This window comes from Glycomyces lechevalierae (genome assembly GCF_027622945.1).
Taxonomy (GTDB): domain Bacteria; phylum Actinomycetota; class Actinomycetes; order Mycobacteriales; family Micromonosporaceae; genus Glycomyces; species Glycomyces rutgersensis.
The window spans coordinates 225,183-251,321 of sequence record NZ_JAPZVQ010000001.1 but is presented as its reverse complement, the minus strand read 5'-3'; the positions used below and the strand labels follow the sequence as shown (position 1 = coordinate 251,321).

The window sequence follows — 26,139 nt, the reverse complement described above, 5'->3', positions numbered from 1 at the left end:
CGCGCCCGACCTGAAGGCGGCTTCAGCCGCCTTCAGGTCCGCTTCAGGTTCAGGCCTTCAGTGTTGGTAGCTCCAGTGTCGCGTCGTCGGGTACCAGACCGCTGCGGCGGCGGCGCCGGAGCCAGAAGAGCAACGCGAGAGCGACCAGGAGGAGGCCTATGGACACACCCACTGCATAAGCCCACCAGGGCGACCCGGCTGCGCCGGGGCCGGCGCCCGCCGCTTCTGCAGCAGCCTCCTGCGGGGTGTCGGTCCGGAGGACGACCTTGTCGGCCTCGTAGGCGATCCGGTAGGTCGTGCCGCCGATCTCGAGTTCGGCGTCCTGGGCGAGGTTCGCGAAGGTGCCGGTGGCGCCGGCCGCCGCGGTGACGACGGTGATCTCCTCGGGGAGCGCTGCACCCTCCTCGTAGGCGACCGCCAGCGTCCCGCCGAGGGTGGCCTCGCCCGCGACAGCGAGCCCCCCGTTCGAGCCCACGGTCAGGGTTGAGGCCTCGCCGAGCGACAGATCGCCGCCGACGACGCTTGCGGCACGGACAGTCAGGCCCTGGTCGACGACCAGGCCACCCGCGAGTTCGGCACCGACCTCAGTGGCACCTTCGGCTGGAGCGCTGCTCTCGGCGCCGTCCTCAGTGGCACCGCCGTCGGGGGCGCCGCCGAGGACGAGCGTGCCCTCCGCGACCGTCCACGCGCCCGTGGCGGTGCTCGTGCCCGCGTAGGTCCAGGCACCAGGGCCCGTCTTGACAAGGCCGCCTTCGCCTTCGACGGAGCCCGCATACGCGGTGTCGGTCGCGCTGGCCAGTGCCAGGTCGTCGGCGCCGAGCCGCAGCGCGGCTCCGGCGACGCCGCTGAGGTCGTGCACCGTCTGGCCTTCGACCTGCGAGAGGTCGAGCACGGCGGACTCGCCGGAAAGCTCGACGTGCTCGGACGCGGCGAGGTCGCCGCCGGTGAGGGCGAGCGTGCCGCCGGAGACCGTGGTCGCGCCGGTGTACTCGATGCCGCCGGTGAGAGTGACCGTGGCCGACCCTGCCTGCTCGAGGCTGCCCGCGCCGCTGATGTCCTCGAGCGAGGCCTCATGCTCGACGTTGTCGACCACGAGTGCGCCGTCGTCGACGATCGCGGTCTGTTCGCCGCCGGTGAGGAGCCATCCGTCGCCGCCGTCCTCGCCCGCGCCGAGCCTCAGGATCGCGTCGGACTCGATGGTGGTCGCGCCGTCGTAGTTCTGCTGGTCGGCGAAGGTCACGTCGTTCCCCGCGGTGCCCGCGATCGTGACGTCGCCGACGCCGACGGCGGACATGGTGTCGTGGAAGATCCCGCCCGAGATGGGCGCGTCGAGACGGACCGGCCCGTTGTAGTTCAGGATCAGGTGGCTGCGCATGCGCCTGGCGTGCATGTTGATGTACACCGTGTCGCGGTTGCCCGGGAGGAAGAACTCGTTGTCGGTCCCGTCCCCCCACTGCACCAGCGCCCCCTCGATATTGATGCCGCGCTTGTTGTGGTTGTGGGCCACGACCTCGTAGTTCAAGTCCGGGTCCGACAGGGACGGGTCGGTGTCCGGACCGGAGTCGGCCCACGAGTAGACGCCGGACATCACGACTTTGCTCCCGAAGATCTGGGAGTGGAAGTTGATGTCGTTGCCCCATTCTCGTGAATAGAAGTCGGCGTCGAGGACGGTGTCGTTGCCGTCCTGGGTGTCGATGATGAACGAGCCCTGGTTCACGATCGTGTCCACTTCGGGCATCGTCGACAGGAACTCGCGCTGGCTGTAGTGGACGGCGGTGCCGTTGTAGAGCACTCCGGAGAAGGTGTGGTTGCCCGCCAAAGCGAGCCCGTCCCAGGTGCCGCGCGGCTGCACGATGAAGCCGGACCCGCTGAGGTTGCCGGGGTGGTAGCGGCCGCCGTGGACCGCCACGATGAGGGTGCCGTCTACCTGGTGGTTCAGGGCGTTCCACTCGAAGTTCGGCAGGTCGTACGGGTAGTGGCCGAGGGTGCCGGTCGTGCTCGTGCCGTCGCCGTACTGGAGCGTGGCGCCGGCTTCGATCGTCACGGCGGGCGGGTCGGGGTTCTCGATGGTGTTCCACCACCAGGGCTCGCCGCGCGCCTCGACGGTCTGCGTCTGCCGGTCCTCGGGGATGCTGAAGTCCGAGTTGGCCGTGAGGATGAGCTTGCCCGAGCCGCTGATGGTGAGCGTGCCGACGCCGGAGAAGTGCCCGCCGTAGGTGATCTCCTCGCCGTCCCCGAGGTTGACGACCGCGTCGCCGTTGAGCACGACGTCCTGTCCCGCGCGGATCTGACCGGTGATGTCGTTGGCCGCCTGTGCCGGGGCGGCGGCGAACGGCGCGGTCAGGAACGCGAGAGCGGCGGCGAGCAGCAGGCGCGCCCCGATTGCGGGGCCGCGCGGCGGCCCGAGGGTGTGCGAATCCTTCACGTTGCAACAAGTTACTCGGTGTTTTTCAACGGTTATCGGTGGGTCGCGCGGGCCTGGCCGTTTCCGGTGGCCGCGTTGGCTTCGGTGGGCAGTGCAGGCGCGCCGTGTTCGTGAGGACGGCTCCGGTGCGGCGCAGAGCGGCACGCGCCGCCGCGCGCGGGGTTATGGTGGGCCGTATGCATGTCGTCATCGCCGGAGGGCACGGACAGATCGCGCTGCGCCTCACCGAGATCCTGGCCGCCGAAGGGCATTCGGTCACCGGCCTCATCCGCAACCCCGACCACGCCGAGGACCTGACCGCGATCGGCGGGCGTCCCATCGTCCTCGACCTGGAGCAGGCCGACGCCGAGCACCTCGGCGGCCTGCTCGCCTCCGAGATGTACGGGGAGGTCGACGCGGTGGTGTTCGCGGCGGGCGCCGGGCCGGGCAGCGGCGCGGCCCGCAAGGACACGGTGGACCGGGCGGCGTCGGTGCTGCTCGCCGAGGCGGCCGAACGCGCGGGCGTGCGCCGCTTCCTGCAGATCTCCAGCATGGGCGCCGACTCGGAGCCCGACCCGAGCCGGGACGAGGTGTGGGCGGCGTACATCGCGGCGAAGGCCGCGGCCGAGGAGGATCTGCGCGCGAGGGACCTCGATTGGGTCATCCTGCGCCCCGGTTCGCTCACGAACGACCCGCCGACCGGCCAGGTGCACCTCGCCGAGCCTCCGGTGGGTCGCGGCGCCGTCACCCGCTCCGATGTGGCCGCCGTGGTGGCCGAACTCCTGCGTCGACCGGAGGTGTCTCGCCTGGTCCTGGAGGTGCGGGGCGGTGACATCGCGGTCACAGAAGCGGTGGAGGCGTTCGTCGCGGAGGGCTGATCACACCTGTCCGCTTGCCTCCCATGCGTATGCGGATTGCGGCGGCAAAAGGCGTTGCTCGATACTGTACCGATGCGATTCGGTGTGGTTCCCTCCTCCGTCCGCCGCGACGTCCTCGCCTGGCACGGCAGTGCCGGTCAGGCCTGGCTCGACGGCCTCCCCAAGACGGTCTGGCGTCTGCAGCGGCTGTGGTCGTTGCGGACCGACGGGCCGCCCTACGGCGGCGGCAGCCACTCCTATGTGGTCCCGGTCCGGCGCGAGAACGGCGAGCAGGCGGTCCTGAAGGTCATCTACCGCGATGCGGAGAACGCCGCCGAACCGACTGCGCTGCACCAGTACGCGGGCGACGGTGCGGTGCGGCTGCACGAGTACGACCCCGAGACGGGAGCGATGCTCCTGGAGCGGGCCGTGCCCGGCAACCGCCTGAAGTCGACCCGCTTCTTCGGCCACCGCACGCCCGAGGCGGCGTGGCGGCGCATCGGGATCGCGTGCGGCCTCTACCGGCGGCTGTGGCGGCCCCTGGCCGAGCAGAACGGGTTCCCGGCGCTGCCGGCGGCCACGGACATGCTCGACCTGTGGCGCGAGGAGTACGGCGACCGGAGCGGCGCGGCCCGCAAGGGCCCGGGCGCGGCCCGCCTGGACCTCGCCCTCGAACTGTGCGACCGCCTCTCCGACCCGCCCGAGCTCGGCATCGGCAACCGCGACACGCACCTGGCCAACATCGTGTCGGCCGAGCGCGAACCCTGGCTCGTCATCGACCCCAAGCCGTATCTCGCCGAGCGGGCCTTCGACGGCGGGTTCCTGCTGTTCAAGCTGCAACTGCTCGGCCCGCACAGCGGCACCGTGCTCCTGGACGCGGTCGCAGAGGGCCTCGGCGTGGACGTGGAACGGCTCCGCGCGTGGGCGCTGCTGCGCGCCATCGACCACCTGACCGAGGTCGAGACGGAGCGTGACGTGGCCGCCGCCGAGGCGACCGTGGCGGCGCTCGAACTGGCGTGAGTGTTCCGGCGGCCACGAGCGCGAGTGGCCGCCGCGGCACGTTCGGGTGAAAAAAGTCGGGTCGGATTTCCGACTCGTGAACGAGTCGTCCACTCGTCGGAAGCTCCTTTGAGGAGTCAGCCGCGCCGCGCGCGGCGGTCGGCCAGGAAGCCGCGCAGGCCGATGACGCCGACGGCGACGCCGAGACCGAACGAGGCGACCGCGAGTGCCAAGTGGACCCAGAAATAGGCCGTCGGATCGCCCGCGGCGTCGAACGCCAGGCCGCTGACGTCTTCAAACAGGTTCTTCACGAACGTGGTCCAGATGAACACCGACCACACGCCGAAGGCGAGCAGGAACACCGAGACCGGACGGCTGAGCTTCATGCGACCAGTATCCGGCCGCCCGCGGGACCGGTCATTCCGGGCGCGCCACGGCGGACGCCGGTCACGTTCGGGCCTGAGCCGCCCAGTCTCCGGTGTACGGTCCGCCCAATGCTCCTACTATCCTGGGCTTTGCAGACCAGGTGTCACTCTGTGCGGCACTTGCGTGCATACCGTGGTCTGCGATGATGGAGACCGGAATGTCATCAATGCATGGAATGGCTGGCCCGGATATGAGCGGACCTGACGACGCCTCGCTGCCAGGCGGGTATCCCGATCCCGAGGTCGTGGGCTGGGCCCGGATCGAGGATCTCGAGTTCGCGGACTTCCACATCAGAATGACGATCACTCCGGGGGAGCGGATCGTGCAGTTGTGGGAGCTGGTCGACGGGCATCCGGTGCGCTGGTTCGGCAATGTGTTCCGCATCGACTCGGAACCGCCGGTCCTCTATGTCAACTACCGTTACGAATCGCGTCTGAACCGCGCGCAGCGCGACGTGCTCGCCCGCACCGGCGCCAAGTTCTGGAAGGGCTGAGCCGCAAGGCCTTCGCCCGGCTCCAGTAACGACACCCGCGGCCGCCGGCGTCCTCAGCCGGCGGCACCGCCTATTCCGCGATGCGCTCCAACGCTTCTACGAGCGGCGTGAACTCGGGGTTCTTGCGTGCTTCCACAAGCGCCTCCGCCAGGGCCCGGTCGTGCGTCGGGGTGGCCTCCGCGAGGAGCTTGCGCCCGGACTCGGTGACGTCCGTGTAGATCCCGCGCCGGTCGTCGGCGCAGATGGTGCGCTGCAGCAGACCCCGATCCTCCATACGGGTCACGAGGCGCGTGGTCGCGCTCTGGCTCAACACGATCGCCTCGGCCACCTGCCGCATCTGCAGGTGCCTTCCCGGTGCCTGCCGGTCGAGAACGGTGAGCAGGGAGAACTCGCGTACCGAAAGTCCATGGGCGGCTTCGAGTCGGCGCTCGATGTGGTCCGCGATGCCTTCGTGGAGAGCGGACAGGGCGCACCAGCGCTGGGCCAACGCGGTGCTGGGGGACGCTGCTGCGGTCACGGTGCTCCTCGGTGTCGTCGCGAACGTGCTCAATACTAGCGTACAGCGATATAAGTTACAGGCAAGTAATCGTCGCTTGCATTAGTCGGCGTCTGCAAGTAATGTGGGTTCCGGCAGTTTCGCGACCGACCACGCCCGCGAGGGCGGCGAACAGGAGAACCGATGAGCGACAAGCCGAACGTGACCGTCCTGGGCACCGGCATCATGGGGGCCGCCATGGCCCGCAACCTCGCCCGCGCCGGGCACGAGGTCACCGCCTGGAACCGCAGCCGCGACAAGGCCGAACCGCTCACCGCCGACGGCGTCCGCATCGCCGACACCCCCGCCGAAGCCGTCGCGAACGCCGACGCCGTCATCACCATCCTCCACGACGGCCCCGCCGCCCTCGACGTCATGCGCCAGGCCGCCCCCGACCTGCGCCCCGGCACCCGCTGGATCCAGTCCACCACCGCCGGCATCGAGGGCATCACCGACCTCGCCGCCTTCGCCACCGAACGTGACCTCGTGTTCTTCGACGCCCCCGTCCTCGGCACCCGCGAACCCGCCGAAGCCGGCAAGCTCACCGTCCTCGCCTCCGGCCCCAGCGACGACGCGGCCGCGAACGCCGTGTTCGACGCCATCGGCGCGAAGACCGTGTGGATCAGCTCCGACGGCGCCGACGGCGGCGCCTCGCGCCTCAAACTCGTCGCCAACAGCTGGGTCTTCGTGCTCACGCACGGCATCGGCGAGGTCCTCGCGCTGGCCGAAGGGCTCGGCGTCGACCCGCAGCGGTTCTACGAGGTCATCGACGGCGGTCCGCTCGACGCCGGGTACGCCCGCGTCAAGGGCGGCCTGATCCTCAACGGCGACGCCGCGAACACCAGCTTCGGTCTCGACACCGCAGTGAAGGACGCCCGGCTCATCGTCGAGGCCGCCCGCGCCAGTGGCGTCCGCCTCGACCTGGGCGAGGCCGGGGCCGAGCGCTTCCGCCGCGCCTCCGCGCAGGGGCACGGCGACGAGGACATGGCCGCGTCCTACTTCGCGAGCTTCAACGAATAGCCAGCACTGCAACGACAACGAGAAGGAACGACCGTGGCGAAGATCCTGTTCATCATGACCGGGGCCGACGAGTGGACGCTCAACGACGGCACCGGGCACACCACCGGTTACTGGGCCGAGGAGGCCGTGGTCCCGCTCGAGGCGTTCAAGCACGCCGGGCACGCGATCACCGTGGCCACTCCCGGCGGCGTCGTCCCGCCCGTCGACCCGGCCAGCCTCACCGACGAAGCCAACGGGGGCGCCGAGACCGCCGCGCACCTGCGCACCGTCATCGCCTCCGCCGCCGAGTTCGCCAAGCCCGCCGACCTCGCCGAGATCAACCTGGACGAGTTCGACGCGGTCTACGCGCCCGGCGGCCACGGCCCCATGCAGGACCTGGCCGTCAACACCGACGCCGGCCGCCTCCTCGCCGCCGCCCTCCGCGACGGCAAGCCGGTCGGCCTGGTGTGCCACGGCCTCGCCGCGCTCCTCGCCGCCGAGGACGAGACCGGGAACGCCTTCGCCGGCTACCGCGCCACCGGGTTCACCAACGCCGAAGAGCGCCTGGCCCAGTTCGCGGACAAGGCGCCGTGGCTCCTCCAGGACCGGCTCGAAGCCGCCGGCGTCGCCTTCGTCGCCGCCGACCCGTTCACGCCGCACGTGCAGGTCGACCGCAACCTCGTCACCGGCCAGAACCCCCAGTCGTCCCACGCCGCCGCCGAGGCCCTCACTGCCCTCATCGGCTGAGCCCCATTCCATGACCCAAAGGGAGCCAACATGACCAGCAACCTGTTCACCCCGATCACCCTGCGCGGGACCACTGTTCCCAACCGCATCTGGATGGCGCCCATGTGCCAGTACAGCGCCGCCAACGAGGGGCCCGACACCGGCGTCCCCAACGACTGGCACCTCCAGCACTACGGCTCCAGAGCAGCCGGAGGACCGGGCTTGATCCTCGTGGAGGCCACCGCGATCGTGCCCGAAGGCCGCATCAGCCCCTACGACCTCGGCATCTGGAACGACGCCCAAGTCGAAGGCCACCGGCGGCTCACCGCGTTCATGCGCACCCAGGGGGTCGTCCCCGGCATCCAGATCGCCCACGCCGGCCGTAAGGCCTCCACCGACAGCGAACTCCACGGCGGCCGCCCCCTCGGCCCCGACCAGGGCGGCTGGGAACCCGTGGGGCCCAGCGCGATCGCCTTCGACGGCGACCACGCCGTCCCGCACGAGCTCAGCGCTGAGGAGATCCGCGGCGTCGTCACCGCCTTCGCCGAAGCCGCCCAGCGCTCCCTCGACGCCGGGTACGAGGTCATCGAAGTGCACGCCGCGCACGGCTACCTCGTCCACGAATTCCTGTCCCCGGCCTCGAACCGGCGCGAGGACGAATACGGCGGCGACTTCGAAGGCCGCACCCGCCTCGCCCTCGAGATCGCCGACGCCGTGCGCGCCACCGTGGGCGAGGAAGTGCCGGTCCTGTTCCGGCTCTCGGCGACCGACTGGATCGAACCCGAAGGATGGACCGCCGACCAGACCGTCCGCCTCGCCGCGCTCCTGCGCGACCACGGCATCGACCTCGTCGACGCCACCACCGGCGGCAACCTCCCGAACGCCCGCATCGTCGCCGGGCCCGGCTACCAGGTGCCGTTCGCCGAGCGGATCCGCCGCGAAGCCGGGATGCCCTCGGCCGCCGTCGGCATCATCACCGAAGTGCAGCAGGCAGAGAAGATCATCGCCGACGGCGGCGCCGACGCCGTCCTCCTCGGCCGCGAACTCCTGCGCAACCCGTACTGGCCCCGCCAGGCCGCGCTCGAGCTCGGCGCCGAGCACCCGCTCCCGCTCCAATACCGCCGCGCCGAACGCAGACCCGCCTGACCCGCACGGGAGGCGGCCCGCCGGGCCGCCTCCCGCCGACGCACCTTCCCGATGCACCGCCCGGCCGCACCTCCCGGGATCGCGCCCGTAAACACTTATCCCTTTCGTCCTGAATGCACGACCGCTCAGGCCTGAAAGGACACCCATGTTCGGCAGGTGCTAAGCGCATCCGTCGGAGCCCGCGCCCGATGAGTCATAACGGGCGCTGGCGTGAGCCCTTCGCAGACTTCCTATGAGGCATCGATCGGTGAGGCCAAACCGTTAGGCCGCATCGGGCACCGGTGCGCCGTCTTGCGCCGGTGGGCATCCCCGGGGGCACCCGAGCTCTTACACCTCCGCGGGCGCCGACGACTGCCCCATGAGCTCGTCGCAGACCTCCTGTGTCGGTCCGCATCGGACGATCTTGCCGCGCTCCATCACTGCAACCCGGTGCGCGAAGCCGCGAACCGCTTCAAGGTCGTGGCAGATGAACAGGTAACTCAGACTCAGCCGGTCCTGCAAACCGATCAGCAGCTCGAAGATCTCCCGGCGCAGTGGGGCGTCGAGCGCCGAAGTCGGCTCATCAAGCACCAGCAGGCGCGGCTCGCTCGCCAGCGCTCGCGCGATGTTTACGCGCTGGCATTGACCGCCCGAGAGCTCGTGCGGGCGTCGGTCCGTTAGCTCGGGGTCGAGCCCGGTGAGCGCGAACAACTCTCGTACCTTCGACGGGCCCGTCGCCGGGTCCCAGCGGCGCTGCACTCGCAGCGGCTCTGCCACGGCCTCCCCAGCGGAGAGGCGCGGACTGAGGGAACCGTACGGGTCTTGCAGTACCGGCTGGAAACGCCGGCGCAGCGGGCGCAGTTCTCGGTCAGTCATCCTGGTGAGGTCTGTGCCTTCGAAGCGGACAGTGCCGCTCGCGGGCTGGAGTAGTCGCAGCACTGCGGCGGCGGTGGAGGACTTGCCCGAACCCGAAGGCCCGACCAGCGCCAAGGTCTCCCCGGCTGCGATTTCGAACGAAACGCCGTCCACGGCGCGGCTCGCCGACCGCCTGCGGGAGCGCGACAATGCGTTGCCGTTGCCGTTGCCGTTGCCGTTGCCGTTGCCGTTGCCGCGGTCGGCGGATCGGCCAAGTGCGCCTTCGCGATCCACATCGGTCCTGCCCGCTTCGCCGACGAGATCCGATTCGGTGTGTTGCCCGGCGGGTGCATCGTCCCGCCGCGGGACACTTGCACCGCGCCCGCGTCCCAAGCCGAATCGATGGTGAAGCGGCACATGTGACATGTGATATTCCACCGTCAGATCGCGAACCTCAAGCAGTGACGGCGCATCTCCAAGCGGAGTGCGCGGCGAGACGTCCGGACGCTCCGGAGCCGTGTCATCGAGCAGTCGACCGTCCGCCATGGCGAGGACCCGATCCGCGTACTCGTCGACGACCGCCAGATCGTGGGTGATGATCAGCATCCCGGCCCCCATTGCGGTGCAACGGTCCCGGAGCAGGTCGAGGATCTGCGTCCGGGTGCGCACGTCGAGGGCGGTGGTCGGCTCGTCGGCGACGATCAACCTGGGGGAGGCGGCTGTGGCGAGCGCGATGACGGCTCGCTGGCGCATGCCGCCGGAGAACTGGTGCGGGAAGTCGCGGGCGCGCGCGGCGGGGTCGGGGATGCCGACGGTGTCGAGTGCGTTCACTGCGGCGCGCCGGGCGGCTTCTTTGCCGATGCCGCGCACTGAGGCGATGGCTCCGGCTATCTGGTCGCCGACCCGGTGGACCGGGCTCAGCACGGTGAGGGCGTCCTGTGGCACGTACGCGAGGGCGCGTCCGCGCAGCGCGCCGAGTTCCGATCGGCTCGCGCCCAGGATTTCGGTCCCGTCGACCACCGCGCTGCCCGAGGCGTGCGCCGCCGGCGGCAGGAGACCGAGGACGGCCTTGGCGGTCAACGACTTCCCGGCGCCCGATGCGCCGACGAGCGCCACCGTCTCTCCGGGATCGATGCTGAAGGAGATGTCGCGTACGGCTTCGGTCCGTCCGATCGCGACATGCAGGTCGCGGACCTCGAGTATGGCTGCGGTCACGGGGCTTTCACCTTTTCGAGTGACACGTGGAGGCGCTGGATCGTCGGACCCGGCGGGCATCGTTGAAATCGGGGGGTCCCCGAGTGTCCGGTTTGAAGGCTGACGCCGGGAATGTTGGGAATGCCCGTCGGAGTGGAAACGCGAGCGGTCATGCGAACACCGCCTTCCGACGCGGCAGGCGCGTGAGGTTCGCGCTCGAGACTGTCAGGGCGGCAAGGAAGGCGATCGCGGCGGCCGGAGCCAGGGCTGCAGCGGGCGCGACCTCCACATAGGCGCGGGATTCGTCCAGCAGGAGACCCCATTCGGGCGTCGGCGGCTGCGTGCCGAGTCCCAGGAACCCCAGCGAGGCGATCGCCAGCGCGGTGCCGGGCAGCCGCAGCACCGCATGACGCGCCAAGAGACCGGCCACTTCCGGCAGCACGTGCCGGATCGTGATCCAGCGCGGGCTCGCGCCGAGGGCCCGCTGTGCGGTGAGGTACGAGGCGGCCCGCGCCTCCTGCGTCAGCGCAGCCGCGTGCGCGGTCAGGTTGGGCCAGGACACGGCTGCGACGGCAATGGCCGCGCCGATCGTGCCCGGGCCGAGCGCCGCCGCGACGAGCACGCCCGCGAGGACGGCCGGGACCGCGTTCGCGACGTCGGCGACGCCCGCTGAGGCCCTGGGCGCGAACCCCAGCGCGAGCGAGAGCGCGAACCCGAAGGCGCACACCGCGAACGCCGAGCCGACCGTGTTGGCGGCGCCGTGGCCGAGCCGGGCGAGCACGTCCCGCCCGAGCGCGTCCGTGCCGAGCGGGTGGCCCCACGACGGCTGCAGCAGCTTGGCGGTGACGTCCACGGTGAGCGGGTCGCGGAGCATGCCCCACACGACGACCAGCGCCAGGACTGCCGCGAGGGCCACCGGCACCGCATACTGGCGCGGGCCGGACGGGTTGCGCGGCGGCGGGGGCGGGCTGAGTGCGGCATCGCGCAGGCCCGAGCCGAGCATCGCCCGCCGGGCCAGGTGCCCGAGTGCTCCGGCGGCGAGGCCGAGGCACATGAGCGCGAGCACGCAGCCCTGCAGGAGCGGCAGATCCTGGGATTTGGCCGCCCCCAACGCGGTCCGGCCGATCCCGGGGACCGCGAAGATCGTCTCGACCGCCACGGCCCCGCCGGTCAACGCGACGACGACCATGCCGAACTGCGGCACGACCGCGGGCAGGGCGCGGCGGAGCACGCCGAGCGCGATCCGCCCTTCCGTGACACCCGCCGAGCGCCACAGGGCGACCCACCGCTCGTCGAACGCGCCGGGGAGGGCGTCGCCGACGAGCCGTCCGAGCATCCCCCCGGCCGGGATGCCCAAGGCGACCGCGGGCAGCACGAGGTTCGCGGGCCCGGCCCAGCCCGAGGTCGGCAGCCAGCCGAGCCAGACGCCGACGACGATGAGGCCGACCGTGGCGATGAGGAATTCGGGGCACGCGACCAGGACCGCGCCGATCGCGCCGCCGGGCCGGCCTTCGCCGAGGGTGCCGCGCGCGCCCCGCCACACGGTCCGCGCACACAGCACGGCGGCGAGGAGCAGCGCCACCGCGAGTGCGCATGCCATGAGCGTCAACGAGGTTCCGAGGCCGGACGCGACGGCGGGCCCGACCGGGTAGCCGGAGACCCACGAGGTGCCGAGGTCTCCGCGGAGCAGGTCGGCGGCCCAGCGGCCCAGGAGGGCCAGGGGCCCGGCGTCGAGGCCGAGGTCGGCGCGGATCGCGTCGAGCGCCTCCGGGGTCGCCTCCTGCTCGGCCGATTTGGCGCGGAGCACGGTGAGCGCCGGGTCGTTGCGGGAGAGCCACGGCAGCAGGCCGATGACGGCGAGCAGCGCCGCGAGCGCGCCGAGCCGGGCGATGGCATGGCGCATCGCTAGGCCACGCGGGTCTCGGGGCCGACGAGCTCGCGTTCGCGCGGGTCCTTGATGGACCCGGTCACGCCTGCCGCGTCGCCCTGGATGACCCGCTCGTGCAGGAGCGGGATCGCCGCGTCGGCGTTGAGGATCGCCGTCTCGGCGGCCAGGACGGCGGAGCGCCGCTCCGCGCCCGGCACGGCGGCCGAGGCCGTGTGGAGGGCCGCGTCCACACCGTCGTCGGCGAACTGGGAGAGGTTGAACGAGCCTTCGGAGGCGAAGTCGGAGAACAGGTACGCGACCGGGTCGCCCGAGTCGAGGACTGTCGCGCGCGAGAGTAGGAACGCGTCGAACGCGCCGTCGAGCGCGTCCGCCTCGATGTTCGCGTACTCGCGGATGTCGAGCTCCACGGTGAACCCGGCGTCCTGCAACTGCTGCTGGAGGACCTGGGCGACCTCGGGCAGTTCGGCGCGGTCGGTGAAGGTGCCCAAGGTGATCGCGGTCCCGGCGGCGTCCGCGGCGGTGGCGGGCGCGGTGCGTCCGTCGCGTTCGGCGGCCCACGGGATCGCCGGTCCGAGCAGGCCTTCGGCGAGGTCGGCGCGGCCGTCATAGACGCCGTCCACGATGGAGGACGCGTCGATGGCCTCGCGGGCGGCGGCGCGCACGCCCGGGTCGGTGAAGGGCCCGGTCGAGCAGTTGAGGTAGAGCGTGCAGGTGCGCGGCATGGGCACCTCGGTGATCTGGCCCGGTTCGAGCAGGCCCGCCTGGGAGACCGGGATGGACTCGACGATGTCCGCCTCGCCCGCGCGGAGCTTCCCGGCGCGGGCGGTGCCGTCGGGGACGAACGACGCGTCGATCCCGGCGGCGAGGACCTCGCCGCCCCACCAGTCCTCGTTCCGGTCGAGGGAGGCGGAGACGGTGCCGTCGACTCCGGTGAGGACGAACGCGCCGGTGCCGGCGCCCACCGGGTCGACGATGCCGTCGTGGTAGGCCCTCGCGGCGAGGATCGCGAGCTGGGGCGAGGACAACCGGTGGGGGAGCAGCGGATCGGCTTCGGCGGTGGTGACGGCGACGGTGTTCCCGTCGGCCGCCACGGTGAGGTCGATGCCGTCGAGGATGCGCGGTTTCGGGGCGGCCTGGGCTGCGACGGTGAGCGAGTTGGCGACCGCCTCGGCGGTGAACGCGGTGCCGTCGTGGAAAACCACGTCCTCGCGGAGCGTGAAGGTCCAGGTGTTGCCGTCCTGGACCCATTCGGTGCCGAGCCAGGGGAGCGCGTTGCCGTCGGGGTCGAGCACGACCAGGGTCTCGGCGGTGGCCCAGCGGGAGAGCTTGAACGCGTCGTCGGACAGCGGGGAGAGCCCGGAGCGGGGCGGCAGCATGTGCGCGACCCGGATGCGGCCGGTCGCGCCGGCGCCCTCGGACCCTTCGGAGAAGCAGGCGGCCAGGCCGAGGACGGGCGCGGCGGAGGCGGCCGCGAGGAGCGAACGGCGGGAGACAGGCAAGGGAGGACTCCAACGGGGAGGTTCGGACGGTGCGTCCCGGAACCATATACAAATGAAAACCGTATTCATTTCTATAGGCCGCGGGGACTTGCCCCGGATCACAACTCCGGAATCCGACTCACCTGTCGCACATCGCGGATGCGCCCAGTGGTATGTCACATGTCGCATGGCATATGGCACCGAAAGCGGCCGCGGCTCCCGCTGCGCGCCATAGAATGCCGCCAGAAGGCGAGGAGCCGCATCATGGACCGACACGACGACGCCCAAGCGAACGCGGCCTCAGGTCGCCCGATCGAGGACTACGCCCTCCTCTCCGACCGCCACGGCGCCGCCCTGGTCTCGATCGACGGCTCCATCGACTGGCTCTGCCGCCCCCGCTTCGACAGCCCCGCCGTCTTCGGCCGCCTCCTCGACCCCGAAGCCGGCCACTGGTCGATCCGCCCGGCCGCGCCCTTCCGCACCGAACGCTCCTATGTGGGCGACAGCTTCGCCCTGCGCACCGTCTTCACCACCGACACCGGCACCGCCCACCTCACCGACGCGCTCGCCCTCGGCCCCACCGGCACCGGCGACACCGGAACCGGCACCGAGCAGGCCCTGCCGCCCGCGAGCGACCCGGACGACGACGACGCCGACGATCGCCTCCTCCTCGCCGCCCACGCCCCCATCGCGACCCTCCGCGTCCTCGAATGCACCGCAGGGGAGATGGAACTCGACTTCACGTTCCGGCCCAGACCCGAGTACGGCCTCGTCACCCCCATCCTCACCGCCGTCCCCGGCGGCGTCCTCGCCACCGGCGGGCCCAACCGCTCCGTCCTCAGCAGCCCCGTCACGCTCGACTTCGGACACGCCGGTGCCACCGCCCGCCTCCACCTCCGCGCCGGCGACCGCCTCCGCTTCGCCGCCCAGACCACCGGACTCGCCGATCAGCCGCCCGCGACCTGGACGCCTGAGGCGATCGACGCCGCCCTCACCGAGACCATCGACGGCTGGCAGGCCTGGTCCGGCGCCCACCCGCCCTGGGAGGGCCCCCTGCCCCATCTCGTGCGCCGCTCGATCCTCGTCCTCGAAGCGCTCCGCTTCCAGCCCACCGGCGCGATCGTCGCCGCGCCCACCACCTCGCTGCCCGAGTCCGTGGGCGCCGGCCGCAACTGGGACTACCGGTACGCGTGGGTGCGCGACGCCAGCTTCACCGTGCAGGCGCTCGCCGGCGCCGGCTGCCACGGCGAGGCCGTCGAGTTCTTCGAGTTCATGACCCACGCCGCCGCGCACTACCGGCCCGAGTCGGCCCTCCAGATCATGTTCGGCATCGGCGGCGAGCACGACCTGTCCGAACGCGAACTCGGCCACCTGTCCGGCTGGCGCGCTTCACGTCCCGTCCGCGTCGGCAACGCCGCATGGCAACAGCCCCAGCTCGACGTCTACGGCGAACTCCTCGACGCCGCCTGGCACCTGCGCGGCCACCTCGGCCGGCTCGACGAGACCGGCCGCCAGTTCCTCGCCCGCGTCGCCGACGCCGCCGCCGACCAGTGGGAGCAGCCCGACCAGGGCATCTGGGAATCGCGCGGCGCGCCCCGCCACTACACCTACTCGAAGCTCATGTGCTGGGTCGCCCTCGACCGCGCCGTGAAGTTCACCGACCTCCTCGACATCGAAGGCGACGCCGCAACCCGCTGGGCCGCCGAACGCGACCGCATCCGCGAGGCCATCGAGACGCGCGGCTGGAACCCCGCCGCCGGCGCCTTCTGCGCCACCCTCGACAGCACCGCCGACGGCCGCGCCGACCTGGACGCCGCCGTGCTCAGCATGCCCGCCGTCGGCTTCCTCCCCGGCGACGACCCCCGCCTCGTCTCGACAGTGGACGCCATCGCCGACCGGCTCCTCGACCCCCGAGGCCTAGTGCGCCGCTACGAATCCGGCGTCGACGGCCTCGACGGCGCCGAAGGCTCCTTCGTGATGTGCACGTTCTGGCTCGCCCAGGCCCTCGCCCTCACCGGCCGCCCCGAACGCGCCCGCGAGGCCTTCGCCCTCGCCGCCGCCTGCGCCAACGACCTCGGCCTCATGTCCGAGGAGATCGACACCGCCACGGGCGAGATGCTCGGCAACTTCCCGCAGGCCTTCAGCCACATCGGCCTCATCAACGCCGCCGTCGCCATCCGCGACGCCGAACGCTGACCGCCCGCGCATGTCGGGAACCCGGCCCCGGATCGAGAAAGGGCCTCCTAACGGGCGCCCGCCGCCGCGACGGTGGCTGGGGGCCGCGCCGTCGCGCCGGCCCGCAACGGGGAAAGACTGAGGAGGGCGGCGACATGGCCGCGCACAAGGAACACGCCGGGCACGACCACCACCACGGCAAGGACTGCGGGCACGTCGCGGTCCTGCACGGCGACCACACCGACTACGCCCGCGACGGCCACCTGCACCGGATCCACGGCGACCACGTCGACGAATGCGAACCGCAGGGCCACCACGTCCACGACGGGCACGCGCACCAGCACGCCAAGGGTTGCGGGCACGTCGCCGTCGCCCACGGCGACCACACCGACTAAATGCACGACGGACACCGCCGCGCCCCTCACGCCGGGCATTGGGACGACCACTGACGCTGCGTACAGCGAAGCGGGGGGGGGGGGGGGGGCCCCCCCGCGGGGCCCGGCGGGGGGGGGGGGCCCCCCCGGGGCCGGGGCCCCCCCCCCCCCCCCCGCTTCCACGTTCAGGAGGGCTGGGCCCACGAACCTCGGACGTGGCTGAGGTGCAGTTCCATCACCTGTCGCACGTACTCGGGGTCGCGGGTCAGGAGCCCGTGCAGGATCTCGAGGTGCTCGCCGGCCGACTCCTCCAGCTCGCCCAGTTCCATGAGGGCCGTCAGGCCGTACAGGCGTGAGCGCTGGCGGAGGTTGCGGACGGTCTCGACGAGCGTGGCGTTGCCCGAGAGCGCGAGCATCTCCAGGTGGAAGCGCATGTCGGCCTCCACGTACGCGATGAGGTCCTCTTCGGCGGCGGCGTCCACGATCGCCTGCGCGAGCGGGCGCAGCGCCTCGATGTCGGCGAGGTCCGCGGTGGTCGCGAGCGCGACGGTCGTGGGGATCTCGATGAGCTCGCGCAGCTTCGTGTACTCGTCGAGCTGCGCCTCGGAGACGACCTTGACCCGGAAGCCCTTGTTGGGCACCGGTTCGACCAGCTCCTCCTTGACGAGGTCGAGCATCGCCTCGCGGACGGGCGTGGCCGAGACCCCGAACTGCTCGGCGAGGACGGGCACTGAGTAGACCTTGCCCGGGGCGAGCTCCCCGGCGATGACGGCGGCCCGCAGGGCCTCGCCTATGCGCTCCCGGTAGCTGGCGCGGCGCCCGCCCATCTCGGGCAGGGTCATCGCGACGGCTGGCGCGGCTCCGGCTCGAGCTGGCATCAGGACCTCCTCAGTGGTATGTCACACGTGGCGCGTCACAGTATGCGGGAAGGCTCAGAGGATGAATCCGCTGGGGAAGGGGTCATCGGGGTCGAGCGTGTACTGGGCGGTACCGGTTATCCAGGCCCGGCCGGTGACGGACGGGACGACAGCGGGGATCCCGGCGACCTCGGTCTCGCCGATCAGGCGGCCGGTGAAGCGCGAGCCGATGAACGACTCGTTGACGAAGTCCTGCCCGAGCCCGAGCAGGCCCCGCGCGTTGAGCTGCGCCATACGCGCCGAAGTGCCGGTGCCGCAAGGGGATCGGTCGAACCAGCCGGGGTGGATGGCCATGGCGTGCCGGGAGTGCTTCGCGTCCGAGCCCGGTGCGGTCAGGTAGACGTGGTGGAGCCCTCGGATCGACGGCTCCAGCGGGTGCACCGGCTCCTGCTCGGCGTTCACGGCCGCCATGATGTCGAGCCCGGCGGCGATGAGCTCGTTCTTGGCGGCGCGGTCTTTGGAGGCCCCGTCGAACGGCAGGCCGAGGTCGTCGAGGTCGACGAACGCGTAGAAGTTCCCGCCGAACGCCAGGTCGTAGCGGATCTCTCGGCCGTCCTTCAACGTGACCGTGCGGTCGAGCCCGACCGAGAACGCCGGCACGTTCACGAGCGTGACGGCCTTGGCCGCGCCGTCCTCCACCTGGACGTCGACGGTGATCAGGCCCGCCGGGGTGTCGAGCCGGACCGTCGTGACCGGCTCGGTCACCGGCACCATGCCTGTCTCGACAAGGACCGTGGCCACGCCGATCGTGCCGTGCCCGCACATCGGCAGGCACCCGGAGACCTCGATGAACAGGACGCCCCAGTCGGCGTCCGGCCGCGTCGGCGGCTGGAGGATCGCGCCGCTCATGGCGGCGTGCCCGCGCGGCTCGTTCATCAGGAACTCGCGGACGTGGTCGAGGTGCTCGACGAAATGGTCGCGGCGTTCCATCATCGTCGCACCGGGGATCGGGGCGACGCCGCCGGTGACGACCCGTGTGGGCATGCCCTCGGTGTGCGATTCGACGGTCTGGAGCACGAGCCTGCTGCGCATGTGGCCTCCTAGGCGAGTCCGGCCGCGAGGGCCTGCTCGGTGGCGGTGCGGACCTCGGCGGCCTGCTCGGGCAGGAGCGGCACGCGCGGCAGGCGGCACTGGCCGCCCTTGCGCCCGACGATGTCCATGGAGAGCTTGATGGCCTGCACGAACTCGACCTTCGAGTCCCAGCGCAGGAGCGGGTGGAGCTGCCGGTACAGCGGCAGGGCGGTCTCGAGGTCGCCCGAGACGGCCGCCCGGTAGAGCGCCACAGTGGACTTCGGGAGGGCGTTGGGGTACCCCGAGACCCAGCCGACGGCGCCCGCGACGGCCAGCTCGAGCAGCACGTCGTCGGCGCCCACGAGCAGGTCGAGGCCGGGCGCGAGCTCGGCGATGCGGTAGGCGCGTCGCACGTCGCCGGAGAACTCCTTGACGGCCTGGATGAGGCCCTCGGCGTGGAGCTTCGCCAGGAGCTCGGGGGTGAGGTCGACCTTGGTGTCGATCGGGTTGTTGTAGGCCACGATCGGCACGCCGGCCTTCGCGACCTCCTCGTAGTGGGCGATCACGGAGCGCTCGTCGGCCCGGTAGGCGTTGGGCGGCAGCAGCATGACCGCGCCGCACCCGGCGTCGCGCGCCTGCTCGGCCCAGCGGCGGGCCTCGGCGGCGCCGTACGCGGCGACCCCGGGCATGACCCGCTCGCCGCCGATCGCCTCGACGGCGGTGGCGACGACCTGGGCGCGCTCGGCCTCGGTGAGGGTCTGGTACTCCCCGAGGGAGCCGTTGGGGGTGACGCCGTCGCAGCCGTTCGCCACCAGCCAGGCGCAGTGCTCGTCGAAGGCCGCGAAGTCGACCGACCCGTCGTCGTTGAACGGCAGGGCGGTGGCGACGAGGACGCCGCGCCAGGGGCGCGATTCGAGTGCCGACATGGGGCTTCCAATCTCGATGACGTGTGACATGGTACTGCCGCAGCCGCCCGGAACGACCCGGCGACGATGGGCGGCGGCAGCGGCCGCTCACCGATCTGCATCAGTAATATGTCACATACTATAGTCGGATCGGGGGGCCCGCGAGCAACGGGGAGTGACAAACCGCGGACCAGCACGCGAACTCCGCTCTTCGAGGCCCCGAACGCCGGTCGCAGGCTCATCGAAGAACATGTAGAACAGCGCCCACACCGCCACCGCACCACGACCGAACGGACAGGACACACCCATGGCCGACACACTGCGCAGCGTCAACCCGACCACCGGAGCGGCGTTCGGCGAACCGATCGCCGAGACCGCGCCCGACGAGGTCGCCCGCATCGCGGCCGCCGCCCGCGCCGCCGCACCAGGCCTCGCCGCCATGCGCCCGACCGAACGCGGCAACCTCATGCGCGCCATCGCCACCGCCCTGACCGACCACGAGGACGCCCTCGTCGCCCTCGCCGACGCCGAATCCGGCCTCGGCGAGACCCGCCTCCGCGGCGAACTCGCCCGCACCACCGGCCAGTTCGATCAGTACGCCGCCTACGCCGAGACCGGCGCGGCCCTCGACGTCGTGATCGACCACGCCGCCCCGCGCGCCACACCGCCCCGGCCCGACCTGCGCCGCTGCAACATCCCGCTCGGCCCCATCGCCGTCTACGCGGCCTCGAACTTCCCGCTCGCCTTCGGCGTCGCCGGCACCGACACCGCCGCCGCGCTGGCCGCAGGCTGCCCGGTCGTCGCGAAAGCCCATGCCTCGCAACCCGCCACGGCGGTCCTGCTCGCCGAGATCATCACCGAAGCCCTCGAGAAGCACGGCGCCGACCCGCGAGTGTTCGCCGTCGTCAGCGGCTTCCAAGCCGGACTCGACCTGATCCGCGACCCGAACATCAAGGCCGCAGCCTTCACCGGTTCGATCGCGGGCGGCCGCGCGCTCGCCGAAGAGGCCGCAGCTCGGCCCGAACCCATCCCGTTCTATGGCGAGCTCGGCAGCCTCAATCCCGTGGTCGTCACCCCCGAAGCCGTCGCGCAGCGCGGCCCCGGCCTGGTCGAGGAGTTCGCGGCGTCGATGACTCTCGGCGCCGGCCAGTTCTGCACCAAACCCGGATTGCTTTTCCTTCCCGAAGACCACGGACTCGACGACGCGCTGGCGGCTGCCGTGCGCACCAAGGCGGTCCACCCGATGCTGAACGCCCGCATCCGCGAGGCTTATACGGCGGAGGCGGCCCGGCTGGCGTCGCACCCGCAGGCGTGCTTCGCGGTCGAACCCTCGTCAGTCGACGAGGGCTTCGCGGTGACACCGGGCCTCATCGCGGCCCCCGTTGCTGCGATCGACGGCGACGACGCTCTCCTTCACGAGTGCTTCGGCCCGACCGCGCTGGTGCTCACTTACACCGACATCGCCGAGCTCGAACGGGTGCTGCCGCAGCTCCCGGGCGGTCTCACCGCGACGGTCCAGCTCGCGACGTCGGCGGACCCGGTCGCCCGGGCCGCGCTCCCGCTGCTGGCGGAGCGGTCGGGTCGCGTCATCGTGAACGGCTGGCCGACCGGCGTGGCCGTGACCGACGCGCAGCACCACGGCGGCCCGTGGCCCGCGACCACGAACGGCCGGCACACCTCGGTCGGCACGGGCGCGATCGCGCGCTTCATGCGCCCGGTGGCCTACCAGTCCACTCCGGAACCGCTGCTGCCCGAGGCGCTCCACGACGACAACCCGCTCAGCCTCCAGCGCCGCGTCGACGGAACCATGGAGCCTGCCGCGAAAGTCTGAACGGCGAGAACCGGAACGGCTCATCGCTCGACCTCGCCGCGAAGGCCCGGCCGGCCGGGCCGCGATCGGCGGAGCCCGCGGGCCCACCTCGAAGCCTCAACGGCGAGAACGGGATCGGCGGGGAGCTCGATGTCGCCATTGAGGGCTTGCAGTCCGCTGGAGCGGCTGACCGCTTCGAGGTCGTGTGGGCGTCGGTCAAGTCTTGGTGGCGGCCTCTTCGGGCTGGGGCCAGGTCTGGGCTTCTTCGGCGGTGATCGCGCGGGCGATGCGGGTGACCGCCTTGTCGAAGACCTTGCGGTCCTCGGGGTCGGCGAGGTTCCAGTCGTCGAGGTGCGTGTCGAGCCAGTGCCGCCACACCGCGATGAACCGCTCGAACTCGGCGCGGCCGATCGGCGTCACCCGCAGGCGTCCCTTCTCGACGGCGATGAGTCCGGCGCGCACCGCCTGCGTGAACACCGGCGTCAGCACTTCCGGCGGCACCCGGTGGGCTGCGGCGATCTTGCGGACACTCGCCTCCTCACCGGCGCGCTCGAGTACGTACACCTGGCGCAGCGCCCAAGCGTCGGCCCGGTCGAGGAGGCTGTCGGTCGCGCGGTACACGTCCGTGAACACCGTCTTGCGTTCGCGCTGCATGACATCGGCGATCATCCGCGCCAGCCGCTCCTCCGACGGCGCCGGGTCCGGGGCACCGAAGCCCTCGCCCATGTCGGCGGCGCGGCCGCGCGCCGCGTCGTGCAGGGGCCGCTCGACGAGGAACCACGCCACGATGAACCCGACCGCCGCCACCGGCACGGTCCAGAGGAACACGAAGTTGATCGAATCGGCGTAGGCCTGCACGATCGGCTCGATCACCGCGTCCGGCAGGGCATGCAGCGCCGCCGGGCTCGCCGCGACCGCGGGGTCCACTCCCGACTCGGCGTACGCGGCGGCCAGCAGCGGCGTGCTGTGGTTCGTGAAGAGCGTCCCGAAGATCGCGGTGCCGAAGGTGGAGCCGACGGTGCGGAAGAACGTCACGCCCGAGGTCGCCGCGCCCATCTGCGCGTACGGCACGGTGTTCTGCACGGCGATCGTCAGCACCTGCATCGTCAGCCCGAGCCCGATGCCGAACACGAGCATGTACAGCGACTCCTCCCAGACGTCCGAGTCCGTGCCCATCGTCGACATGAGGTAGAGCCCGAGGCCCATCACGGCGGTGCCCATGATCGGGAACATCTTGTACCGGCCCGTCTTGCTCACCACGTTGCCCGACAGGATCGACGTGAACATCATGCCCGCGACCATCGGCAGCGTCCGGTACCCCGACACCGTCGCCGACGTCCCGTCCACGTACTGCAGGTACGTCGGCAGATACGTCATCGCCCCGAGCATCGCGAACCCCACGATGAAGCTCAGGATCGACGAGACGGTGAACACCGGGTTCGCGAAGAGCCACATGGGAATGATCGGTTCGGCCGCGCGGCGCTCGATGACGACGAACAGGACGATCGCGACCGCCGCGCCCCCGAACATGCCGAGGATCGTCGCCGAGTCCCACGCGTACTCGTCACCGCCCCATTCCAACGCGAGGATCAGCAGGGTCGTGCCGATCGCGACGAAGATCAGGCCCAGGTAGTCGATCACCGGCTTCACGACCGAGCGCACGCGCGGGATCGTGGCCGCCGCCATCGCGATCATGACCACCGCGATCGGCACGTTCACATAGAAGCACCACCGCCACGACAGGTGGTCGGTGAACAGGCCGCCCAACGTCGGGCCGAGCACCGTGGTCACGCCGAACACCGCGCCCATCGCGCCCTGGTACTTGCCCCGCTCGCGCAACGGGATCACGTCGGCGATGAGCGCCATCGCCGTCACCATCAGGCCGCCCGCGCCGAGTCCCTGGATCGCCCGCGACACGATCAGGAAGACCATGTCCTCGCTGAACCCGGCCAGCGCCGAACCGCCGACGAACACGACCGCGCTGATCTGGAAGATCGCCTTGCGCCCGAACATGTCGCCGAACTTGCCCACGATCGCGGAGGCGATCGCCTCCGCCAGCAGATAGGACGTCACGACCCAGGCGATGTGCCCGGCGCTCCCGAGGTCGGCCACGATCGTCGGCAGTGCAGTGGAGACGATCGTCTGGTCGAGCGCGGCCATGAGCATGCCGAGCATGATCGTGACGAACACGAGGTTGCGGCGGGACTTGCTCAGCACGGGCGGCGCCGGCTCGGCGGCCTCCATGCGCTCGGCAGTGTCGACAGTGGCCATAAGCGGCACAATAGCGGCAAAACGGCGACGCCACGGCCGAGTGCGGGCGATCCTGATCCGGCGGGCGTAGGGTGTGCCCGAACAATCGAGTCCGCCCGCGTCGGAGGCTGCATGGAACTGGTCGCGATCCTGTTCGCGCTCGCCGTCGGCGGGCTCCTCCTGACCGCCGCCGCCGAATGGATGCGCGTCCCCGCCCCGGTTCTCATCTGCCTCTACGGACTCGCCCTCGGCCTCATCCCCGGCGTGCCCGCCCTCGACCTCGACCCCGAGCATCTGCTGCCGGTGCTGCTGCCCCCGATCCTGTGGGCCGCCGCCCGCAAGTCCTCATGGCGGCACTTCGCCGCGAACTGGCGGCCGATCCTCTTCCTCGCGGTCCTCCTCGTCTTCGTCACCACCGCTGCGGTCGCGGCCCTGGCCGCCACGATCAGCCCGGTCCTGCCCGTCGGCGCGGCCGTCGTCCTCGGCGCGATCTGCGCTCCTCCCGACGCCGCGGCCGTCACCGCCGTCGCCGACCGCCTCGGACTGCCCCGCCGCCTCGTCACCATCCTCGAAGGCGAAGGCCTGTTCAACGACGTCACCGCCCTCACCCTCTACAACGTCGCCGTCATCGGCGTCGTCACCGGCACCGTCTCGGCTCTGTGGACGGCGGGCCTGTTCGTGTACTCCGCGGTCGTCGCCGCCGCGATCGGCCTGGGCGTCGGCTGGCTCCTCGTCAAACTCGGCTCCCTCGTGGACGACAGCCGTGTCCGCACCGCCCTGGGCCTCACCGCCCCCTACATCGCCTACCTGCTCGCCGACGTCGTCAAGGCCTCCGGCGTCCTCGCCGTCATCTGCGCCGCGTTCTATCTGGTCGCCCGCTCCAACGACCCCGACGACTTCGAGGGCCGCCTCGTCCAGGGCTCGGTGTGGGACGTCCTGGAGACCGGCCTCATCGCCCTCACCTTCGGCCTGGTCGGCATGGAGTTGATCGACATCATCGACGCCATCGGATCGGGCGTGTCCGACCTGCTGTGGAAGGCCCTGGCCGTGGCGGGCGCCGTGATCGCCGTCCGCGCCCTGTGGCTCGCCATCGCGATCGTCCTGGGCCGCAAGGGCATCGGCTGGACGAGCCTGGGGGACCAGCCGCGTCTGGCGGTCGTCACCGCCTGGGCAGGGATGCGCGGGGTCGTCACGGTCGTGACGGCGCTGGCGATCCCGCAGGCCACCGCGGACGGCTCGCCGTTCCCGGGGCGCGAGCAGATCCAGTTCTTGTCCGTTGCGGTCGTGCTCGCGACGCTCGTCGCGCAGGGCCTCACCCTGCCGGGTCTGATCGCGTTCCTCGGCGTGCGCGCCGACGAGGAGAAGGAGTCCGCCGCCCTGCGTTCCCTCATGCGGGAGGCGGGGAAGGCCGCCACGGCGCGGCTCCGCGAGCTGCGCCGCGAGGGCGAGGTGGACGACGAGGTCGCGGCCGCGATGGAGCGCCGCTTCGACCACCGGACCGCGCAGATCACCGCCATGGTCGAGGAGCGCGAGGACCCGGAGACCGAACGCCTCGCCGAGCGGTTCGACACCTTCCAGCGCATCGAGAGCGAGATGCTCTCCGCCGCGACCGCCCGTGTCCTGCAACTGCGGTCCTCGCCGGGGCACGACCCGGTCCTCGTCGACCGCGTCCTCGCCGCCCTCGACCACCGTGCGGTGAGCCGCCGCCACTCGGCCTGACCGCGACCCGCCGCAACCCGGTCGGTGCCATGTGGCATGTGATATGTCACGCGGCACCCGGTCGGTTCGGGAAGGGCGGATCCGTTGCCCGGTATGTCGCGGCCGGGCGCGGCGCCCTTCCGCGCTTAAGGTGGCGCTTGTGGAGAGACGAGAAGCGAGCGCGGCGGCGGCCCGGGTCCGCTGGGCCGCGGCCCTGGCGGTAGTGGGTCTGGCCCTGGCCGGCTGCGGAGCGAGCAGGAGCGCCCAGACGGGCGAGACGAACTCGGCCATTTCGGGGATCGACGTGGACGCGGGCGTGATCGCCATGCGCGACATGCAGGTCGACTTCGGGGAGCGGGGTTTCTACCTGGAGGGCGGGCAGGCCCCGCTGCGGATCTGGATGGACAACCAGAGCACCGAGTCCGTGGTCCTCGAAGCGGTGACGAGCCCGGTCGCCGACGCGGTGATCCTTGCGACCGACGTCGTGGCCGAGGAGACGCCTGGAGCGGGCGAGTCGGCGACGCCTTCGGCCGATGCCACCGAATCGCCTTCAGCGGGGGCCTCCCCTTCGCCGACGGCGAGCGACTCGCCCTCCGCCGGTGCCTCGGACTCGGCTTCGCCCACGGCCGGCGCTTCGGAGTCGCCGTCCGAATCGCTGTTCGCGGAAGTGGTGGGCGAGCGGGACTTCGAGATCGAGATCGCCCCGGACTCGTACGTGCGCCTGGCGCCGACCACGGGTTCCTTCCTGCTCCTGGACGGCCTGAACCAAGACGTGAAGATGGGCTCCAAAGTGGAGGTCACGTTCGTGTTCTCGAACGGCGAGGCGGTCACCGTGGACCTGCCGATGGGCACCCCCGAGGTCGCCCCGTCCCGCTCGTACTTCGAACCGCGGCACGAGGAAGGCGCCGAGTAGCGGCCCACCCGAGACGAACGAGAGCGAATGGCGGGGGGGGCTCAGCGCCGCCCCCCGTAGGGCTTCAAAAAGGCGGGGCCCGCGACCCCCCCGCGGGGGGCACGCGT

The 26,139-nt window shown here is 71.5% G+C and carries 21 protein-coding genes; 11 read left to right on the top strand and 10 right to left on the bottom strand.

Annotation, left to right across the window (positions count from 1 at the left end; all coding sequences use genetic code 11):
• Nucleotides 1-49: 49 nt before the first annotated feature.
• Complete coding sequence (locus tag O2L01_RS01160; RefSeq protein WP_270119670.1) at nt 50-2,425, bottom strand: autotransporter-associated beta strand repeat-containing protein; 2,376 nt, start codon at nt 2,423-2,425, stop codon at nt 50-52.
• Between the two features lie 176 nt (nt 2,426-2,601).
• Between O2L01_RS01160 and O2L01_RS01155 the strand changes: the two genes are divergently transcribed.
• Entirely contained in the window at nt 2,602-3,282 is a 681-nt protein-coding gene (locus O2L01_RS01155) for an NAD(P)-binding oxidoreductase (protein ID WP_270119669.1), read from the top strand.
• Between the two features lie 72 nt (nt 3,283-3,354).
• On the top strand, nt 3,355-4,281 hold the full coding sequence (locus tag O2L01_RS01150) for an aminoglycoside phosphotransferase family protein (protein ID WP_270119667.1): 927 nt from the start codon (nt 3,355-3,357) through the stop codon (nt 4,279-4,281).
• A gap of 116 nt (nt 4,282-4,397) precedes the next feature.
• Here the strand turns inward: O2L01_RS01150 and O2L01_RS01145 are convergent, their stop codons facing one another.
• Complete coding sequence (locus O2L01_RS01145; protein WP_270119666.1) at nt 4,398-4,646, bottom strand: SCO4848 family membrane protein; 249 nt, start codon at nt 4,644-4,646, stop codon at nt 4,398-4,400.
• Between the two features lie 230 nt (nt 4,647-4,876).
• On the opposite strand from O2L01_RS01145, the gene O2L01_RS01140 reads away from it, so the two are divergent.
• A complete protein-coding gene (locus O2L01_RS01140; protein ID WP_270119664.1) occupies nt 4,877-5,179 on the top strand; it encodes a hypothetical protein in 303 nt (100 codons plus the stop codon).
• Nucleotides 5,180-5,249: 70 nt separating this feature from the next.
• On the opposite strand, the gene O2L01_RS01135 is transcribed toward O2L01_RS01140, so the two are convergent.
• Nucleotides 5,250-5,696: a MarR family winged helix-turn-helix transcriptional regulator gene (locus tag O2L01_RS01135; protein ID WP_270119661.1), complete on the bottom strand. Its 447-nt coding sequence runs from the start codon at nt 5,694-5,696 to the stop codon at nt 5,250-5,252.
• A gap of 162 nt (nt 5,697-5,858) precedes the next feature.
• Between O2L01_RS01135 and O2L01_RS01130 the strand changes: the two genes are divergently transcribed.
• The 3 genes from O2L01_RS01130 to O2L01_RS01120 are packed head-to-tail and all read left to right on the top strand — an operon-like array spanning nt 5,859 to nt 8,585.
• Nucleotides 5,859-6,734: an NAD(P)-dependent oxidoreductase gene (locus O2L01_RS01130; RefSeq protein ID WP_270119660.1), complete on the top strand. Its 876-nt coding sequence runs from the start codon at nt 5,859-5,861 to the stop codon at nt 6,732-6,734.
• Nucleotides 6,735-6,767: 33 nt separating this feature from the next.
• Complete coding sequence (locus O2L01_RS01125) at nt 6,768-7,460, top strand: type 1 glutamine amidotransferase domain-containing protein (RefSeq protein WP_270119659.1); 693 nt, start codon at nt 6,768-6,770, stop codon at nt 7,458-7,460.
• A gap of 30 nt (nt 7,461-7,490) precedes the next feature.
• Complete coding sequence (locus O2L01_RS01120) at nt 7,491-8,585, top strand: NADH:flavin oxidoreductase/NADH oxidase (protein WP_270119658.1); 1,095 nt, start codon at nt 7,491-7,493, stop codon at nt 8,583-8,585.
• Nucleotides 8,586-8,912: 327 nt separating this feature from the next.
• On the opposite strand, the gene O2L01_RS01115 is transcribed toward O2L01_RS01120, so the two are convergent.
• The 3 genes from O2L01_RS01115 to O2L01_RS01105 form a co-directional block, all read right to left on the bottom strand.
• Nucleotides 8,913-10,634, bottom strand: a complete 1,722-nt coding sequence (locus O2L01_RS01115) for an ATP-binding cassette domain-containing protein (RefSeq protein WP_270119655.1) — start codon at nt 10,632-10,634, stop codon at nt 8,913-8,915.
• Between the two features lie 148 nt (nt 10,635-10,782).
• Nucleotides 10,783-12,516 carry an ABC transporter permease subunit gene (locus tag O2L01_RS01110; protein WP_270119654.1) on the bottom strand — a complete coding sequence of 578 codons (1,734 nt, stop codon included), beginning with the start codon at nt 12,514-12,516 and terminating at the stop codon, nt 10,783-10,785.
• Nucleotides 12,517-12,518: 2 nt separating this feature from the next.
• Nucleotides 12,519-14,000 (bottom strand): ABC transporter substrate-binding protein, encoded by a 1,482-nt coding sequence (locus tag O2L01_RS01105; RefSeq protein ID WP_270119652.1) that lies wholly within the window; start codon nt 13,998-14,000, stop codon nt 12,519-12,521.
• Between the two features lie 243 nt (nt 14,001-14,243).
• On the opposite strand from O2L01_RS01105, the gene O2L01_RS01100 reads away from it, so the two are divergent.
• Entirely contained in the window at nt 14,244-16,175 is a 1,932-nt protein-coding gene (locus O2L01_RS01100; RefSeq protein WP_270119650.1) for a glycoside hydrolase family 15 protein, read from the top strand.
• A gap of 134 nt (nt 16,176-16,309) precedes the next feature.
• The gene (locus O2L01_RS01095) at nt 16,310-16,549 is read left to right on the top strand and encodes a hypothetical protein (RefSeq protein ID WP_270119648.1); all 240 of its coding nucleotides are present in this window, start codon (nt 16,310-16,312) and stop codon (nt 16,547-16,549) included.
• A gap of 164 nt (nt 16,550-16,713) precedes the next feature.
• Here O2L01_RS01095 and O2L01_RS01090 read toward each other — a convergent pair whose 3' ends face one another.
• From O2L01_RS01090 to O2L01_RS01080, 3 genes are read right to left on the bottom strand one after another with little or no spacing between them, the layout of a single operon-like run.
• Nucleotides 16,714-17,406, bottom strand: a complete 693-nt coding sequence (locus tag O2L01_RS01090) for a GntR family transcriptional regulator (protein ID WP_270119647.1) — start codon at nt 17,404-17,406, stop codon at nt 16,714-16,716.
• Nucleotides 17,407-17,460: 54 nt separating this feature from the next.
• Nucleotides 17,461-18,477 carry a proline racemase family protein gene (locus tag O2L01_RS01085; protein WP_270119646.1) on the bottom strand — a complete coding sequence of 339 codons (1,017 nt, stop codon included), beginning with the start codon at nt 18,475-18,477 and terminating at the stop codon, nt 17,461-17,463.
• An 8-nt stretch (nt 18,478-18,485) separates the two neighbouring features.
• Nucleotides 18,486-19,382 carry a dihydrodipicolinate synthase family protein gene (locus O2L01_RS01080; RefSeq protein ID WP_270119645.1) on the bottom strand — a complete coding sequence of 299 codons (897 nt, stop codon included), beginning with the start codon at nt 19,380-19,382 and terminating at the stop codon, nt 18,486-18,488.
• A 286-nt stretch (nt 19,383-19,668) separates the two neighbouring features.
• On the opposite strand from O2L01_RS01080, the gene O2L01_RS01075 reads away from it, so the two are divergent.
• Complete coding sequence (locus O2L01_RS01075; RefSeq protein ID WP_270119643.1) at nt 19,669-21,192, top strand: aldehyde dehydrogenase (NADP(+)); 1,524 nt, start codon at nt 19,669-19,671, stop codon at nt 21,190-21,192.
• Between the two features lie 195 nt (nt 21,193-21,387).
• Here the strand turns inward: O2L01_RS01075 and O2L01_RS01070 are convergent, their stop codons facing one another.
• A complete protein-coding gene (locus O2L01_RS01070) occupies nt 21,388-23,442 on the bottom strand; it encodes an MDR family MFS transporter (RefSeq protein ID WP_270119641.1) in 2,055 nt (684 codons plus the stop codon).
• Between the two features lie 111 nt (nt 23,443-23,553).
• On the opposite strand from O2L01_RS01070, the gene O2L01_RS01065 reads away from it, so the two are divergent.
• Together O2L01_RS01065 and O2L01_RS01060 are read left to right on the top strand one after the other, a co-directional pair.
• A complete protein-coding gene (locus tag O2L01_RS01065) occupies nt 23,554-25,140 on the top strand; it encodes a cation:proton antiporter (protein WP_270119640.1) in 1,587 nt (528 codons plus the stop codon).
• 139 nt (nt 25,141-25,279) lie between these two features.
• Nucleotides 25,280-26,032 carry a copper chaperone PCu(A)C gene (locus O2L01_RS01060; protein ID WP_270119639.1) on the top strand — a complete coding sequence of 251 codons (753 nt, stop codon included), beginning with the start codon at nt 25,280-25,282 and terminating at the stop codon, nt 26,030-26,032.
• The last annotated feature ends 107 nt before the right edge of the window (nt 26,033-26,139 follow it).

Coding starts and splice junctions, on each gene's coding strand:
- O2L01_RS01130 (WP_270119660.1), top strand. CDS start 5,859: ATGAGCGACAAGCCGAACGTGACCGTCCTGGGCACCGGCATCATGGGG.
- O2L01_RS01095 (WP_270119648.1), top strand. CDS start 16,310: ATGGCCGCGCACAAGGAACACGCCGGGCACGACCACCACCACGGCAAG.
- O2L01_RS01145 (WP_270119666.1), bottom strand. CDS start 4,646: ATGAAGCTCAGCCGTCCGGTCTCGGTGTTCCTGCTCGCCTTCGGCGTG.
- O2L01_RS01080 (WP_270119645.1), bottom strand. CDS start 19,382: ATGTCGGCACTCGAATCGCGCCCCTGGCGCGGCGTCCTCGTCGCCACC.
- O2L01_RS01120 (WP_270119658.1), top strand. CDS start 7,491: ATGACCAGCAACCTGTTCACCCCGATCACCCTGCGCGGGACCACTGTT.
- O2L01_RS01085 (WP_270119646.1), bottom strand. CDS start 18,477: ATGCGCAGCAGGCTCGTGCTCCAGACCGTCGAATCGCACACCGAGGGC.
- O2L01_RS01150 (WP_270119667.1), top strand. CDS start 3,355: ATGCGATTCGGTGTGGTTCCCTCCTCCGTCCGCCGCGACGTCCTCGCC.
- O2L01_RS01090 (WP_270119647.1), bottom strand. CDS start 17,406: ATGCCAGCTCGAGCCGGAGCCGCGCCAGCCGTCGCGATGACCCTGCCC.
- O2L01_RS01155 (WP_270119669.1), top strand. CDS start 2,602: ATGCATGTCGTCATCGCCGGAGGGCACGGACAGATCGCGCTGCGCCTC.
- O2L01_RS01110 (WP_270119654.1), bottom strand. CDS start 12,516: ATGCGCCATGCCATCGCCCGGCTCGGCGCGCTCGCGGCGCTGCTCGCC.
- O2L01_RS01065 (WP_270119640.1), top strand. CDS start 23,554: ATGGAACTGGTCGCGATCCTGTTCGCGCTCGCCGTCGGCGGGCTCCTC.
- O2L01_RS01140 (WP_270119664.1), top strand. CDS start 4,877: ATGAGCGGACCTGACGACGCCTCGCTGCCAGGCGGGTATCCCGATCCC.
- O2L01_RS01075 (WP_270119643.1), top strand. CDS start 19,669: ATGGCCGACACACTGCGCAGCGTCAACCCGACCACCGGAGCGGCGTTC.
- O2L01_RS01100 (WP_270119650.1), top strand. CDS start 14,244: ATGGACCGACACGACGACGCCCAAGCGAACGCGGCCTCAGGTCGCCCG.
- O2L01_RS01070 (WP_270119641.1), bottom strand. CDS start 23,442: ATGGCCACTGTCGACACTGCCGAGCGCATGGAGGCCGCCGAGCCGGCG.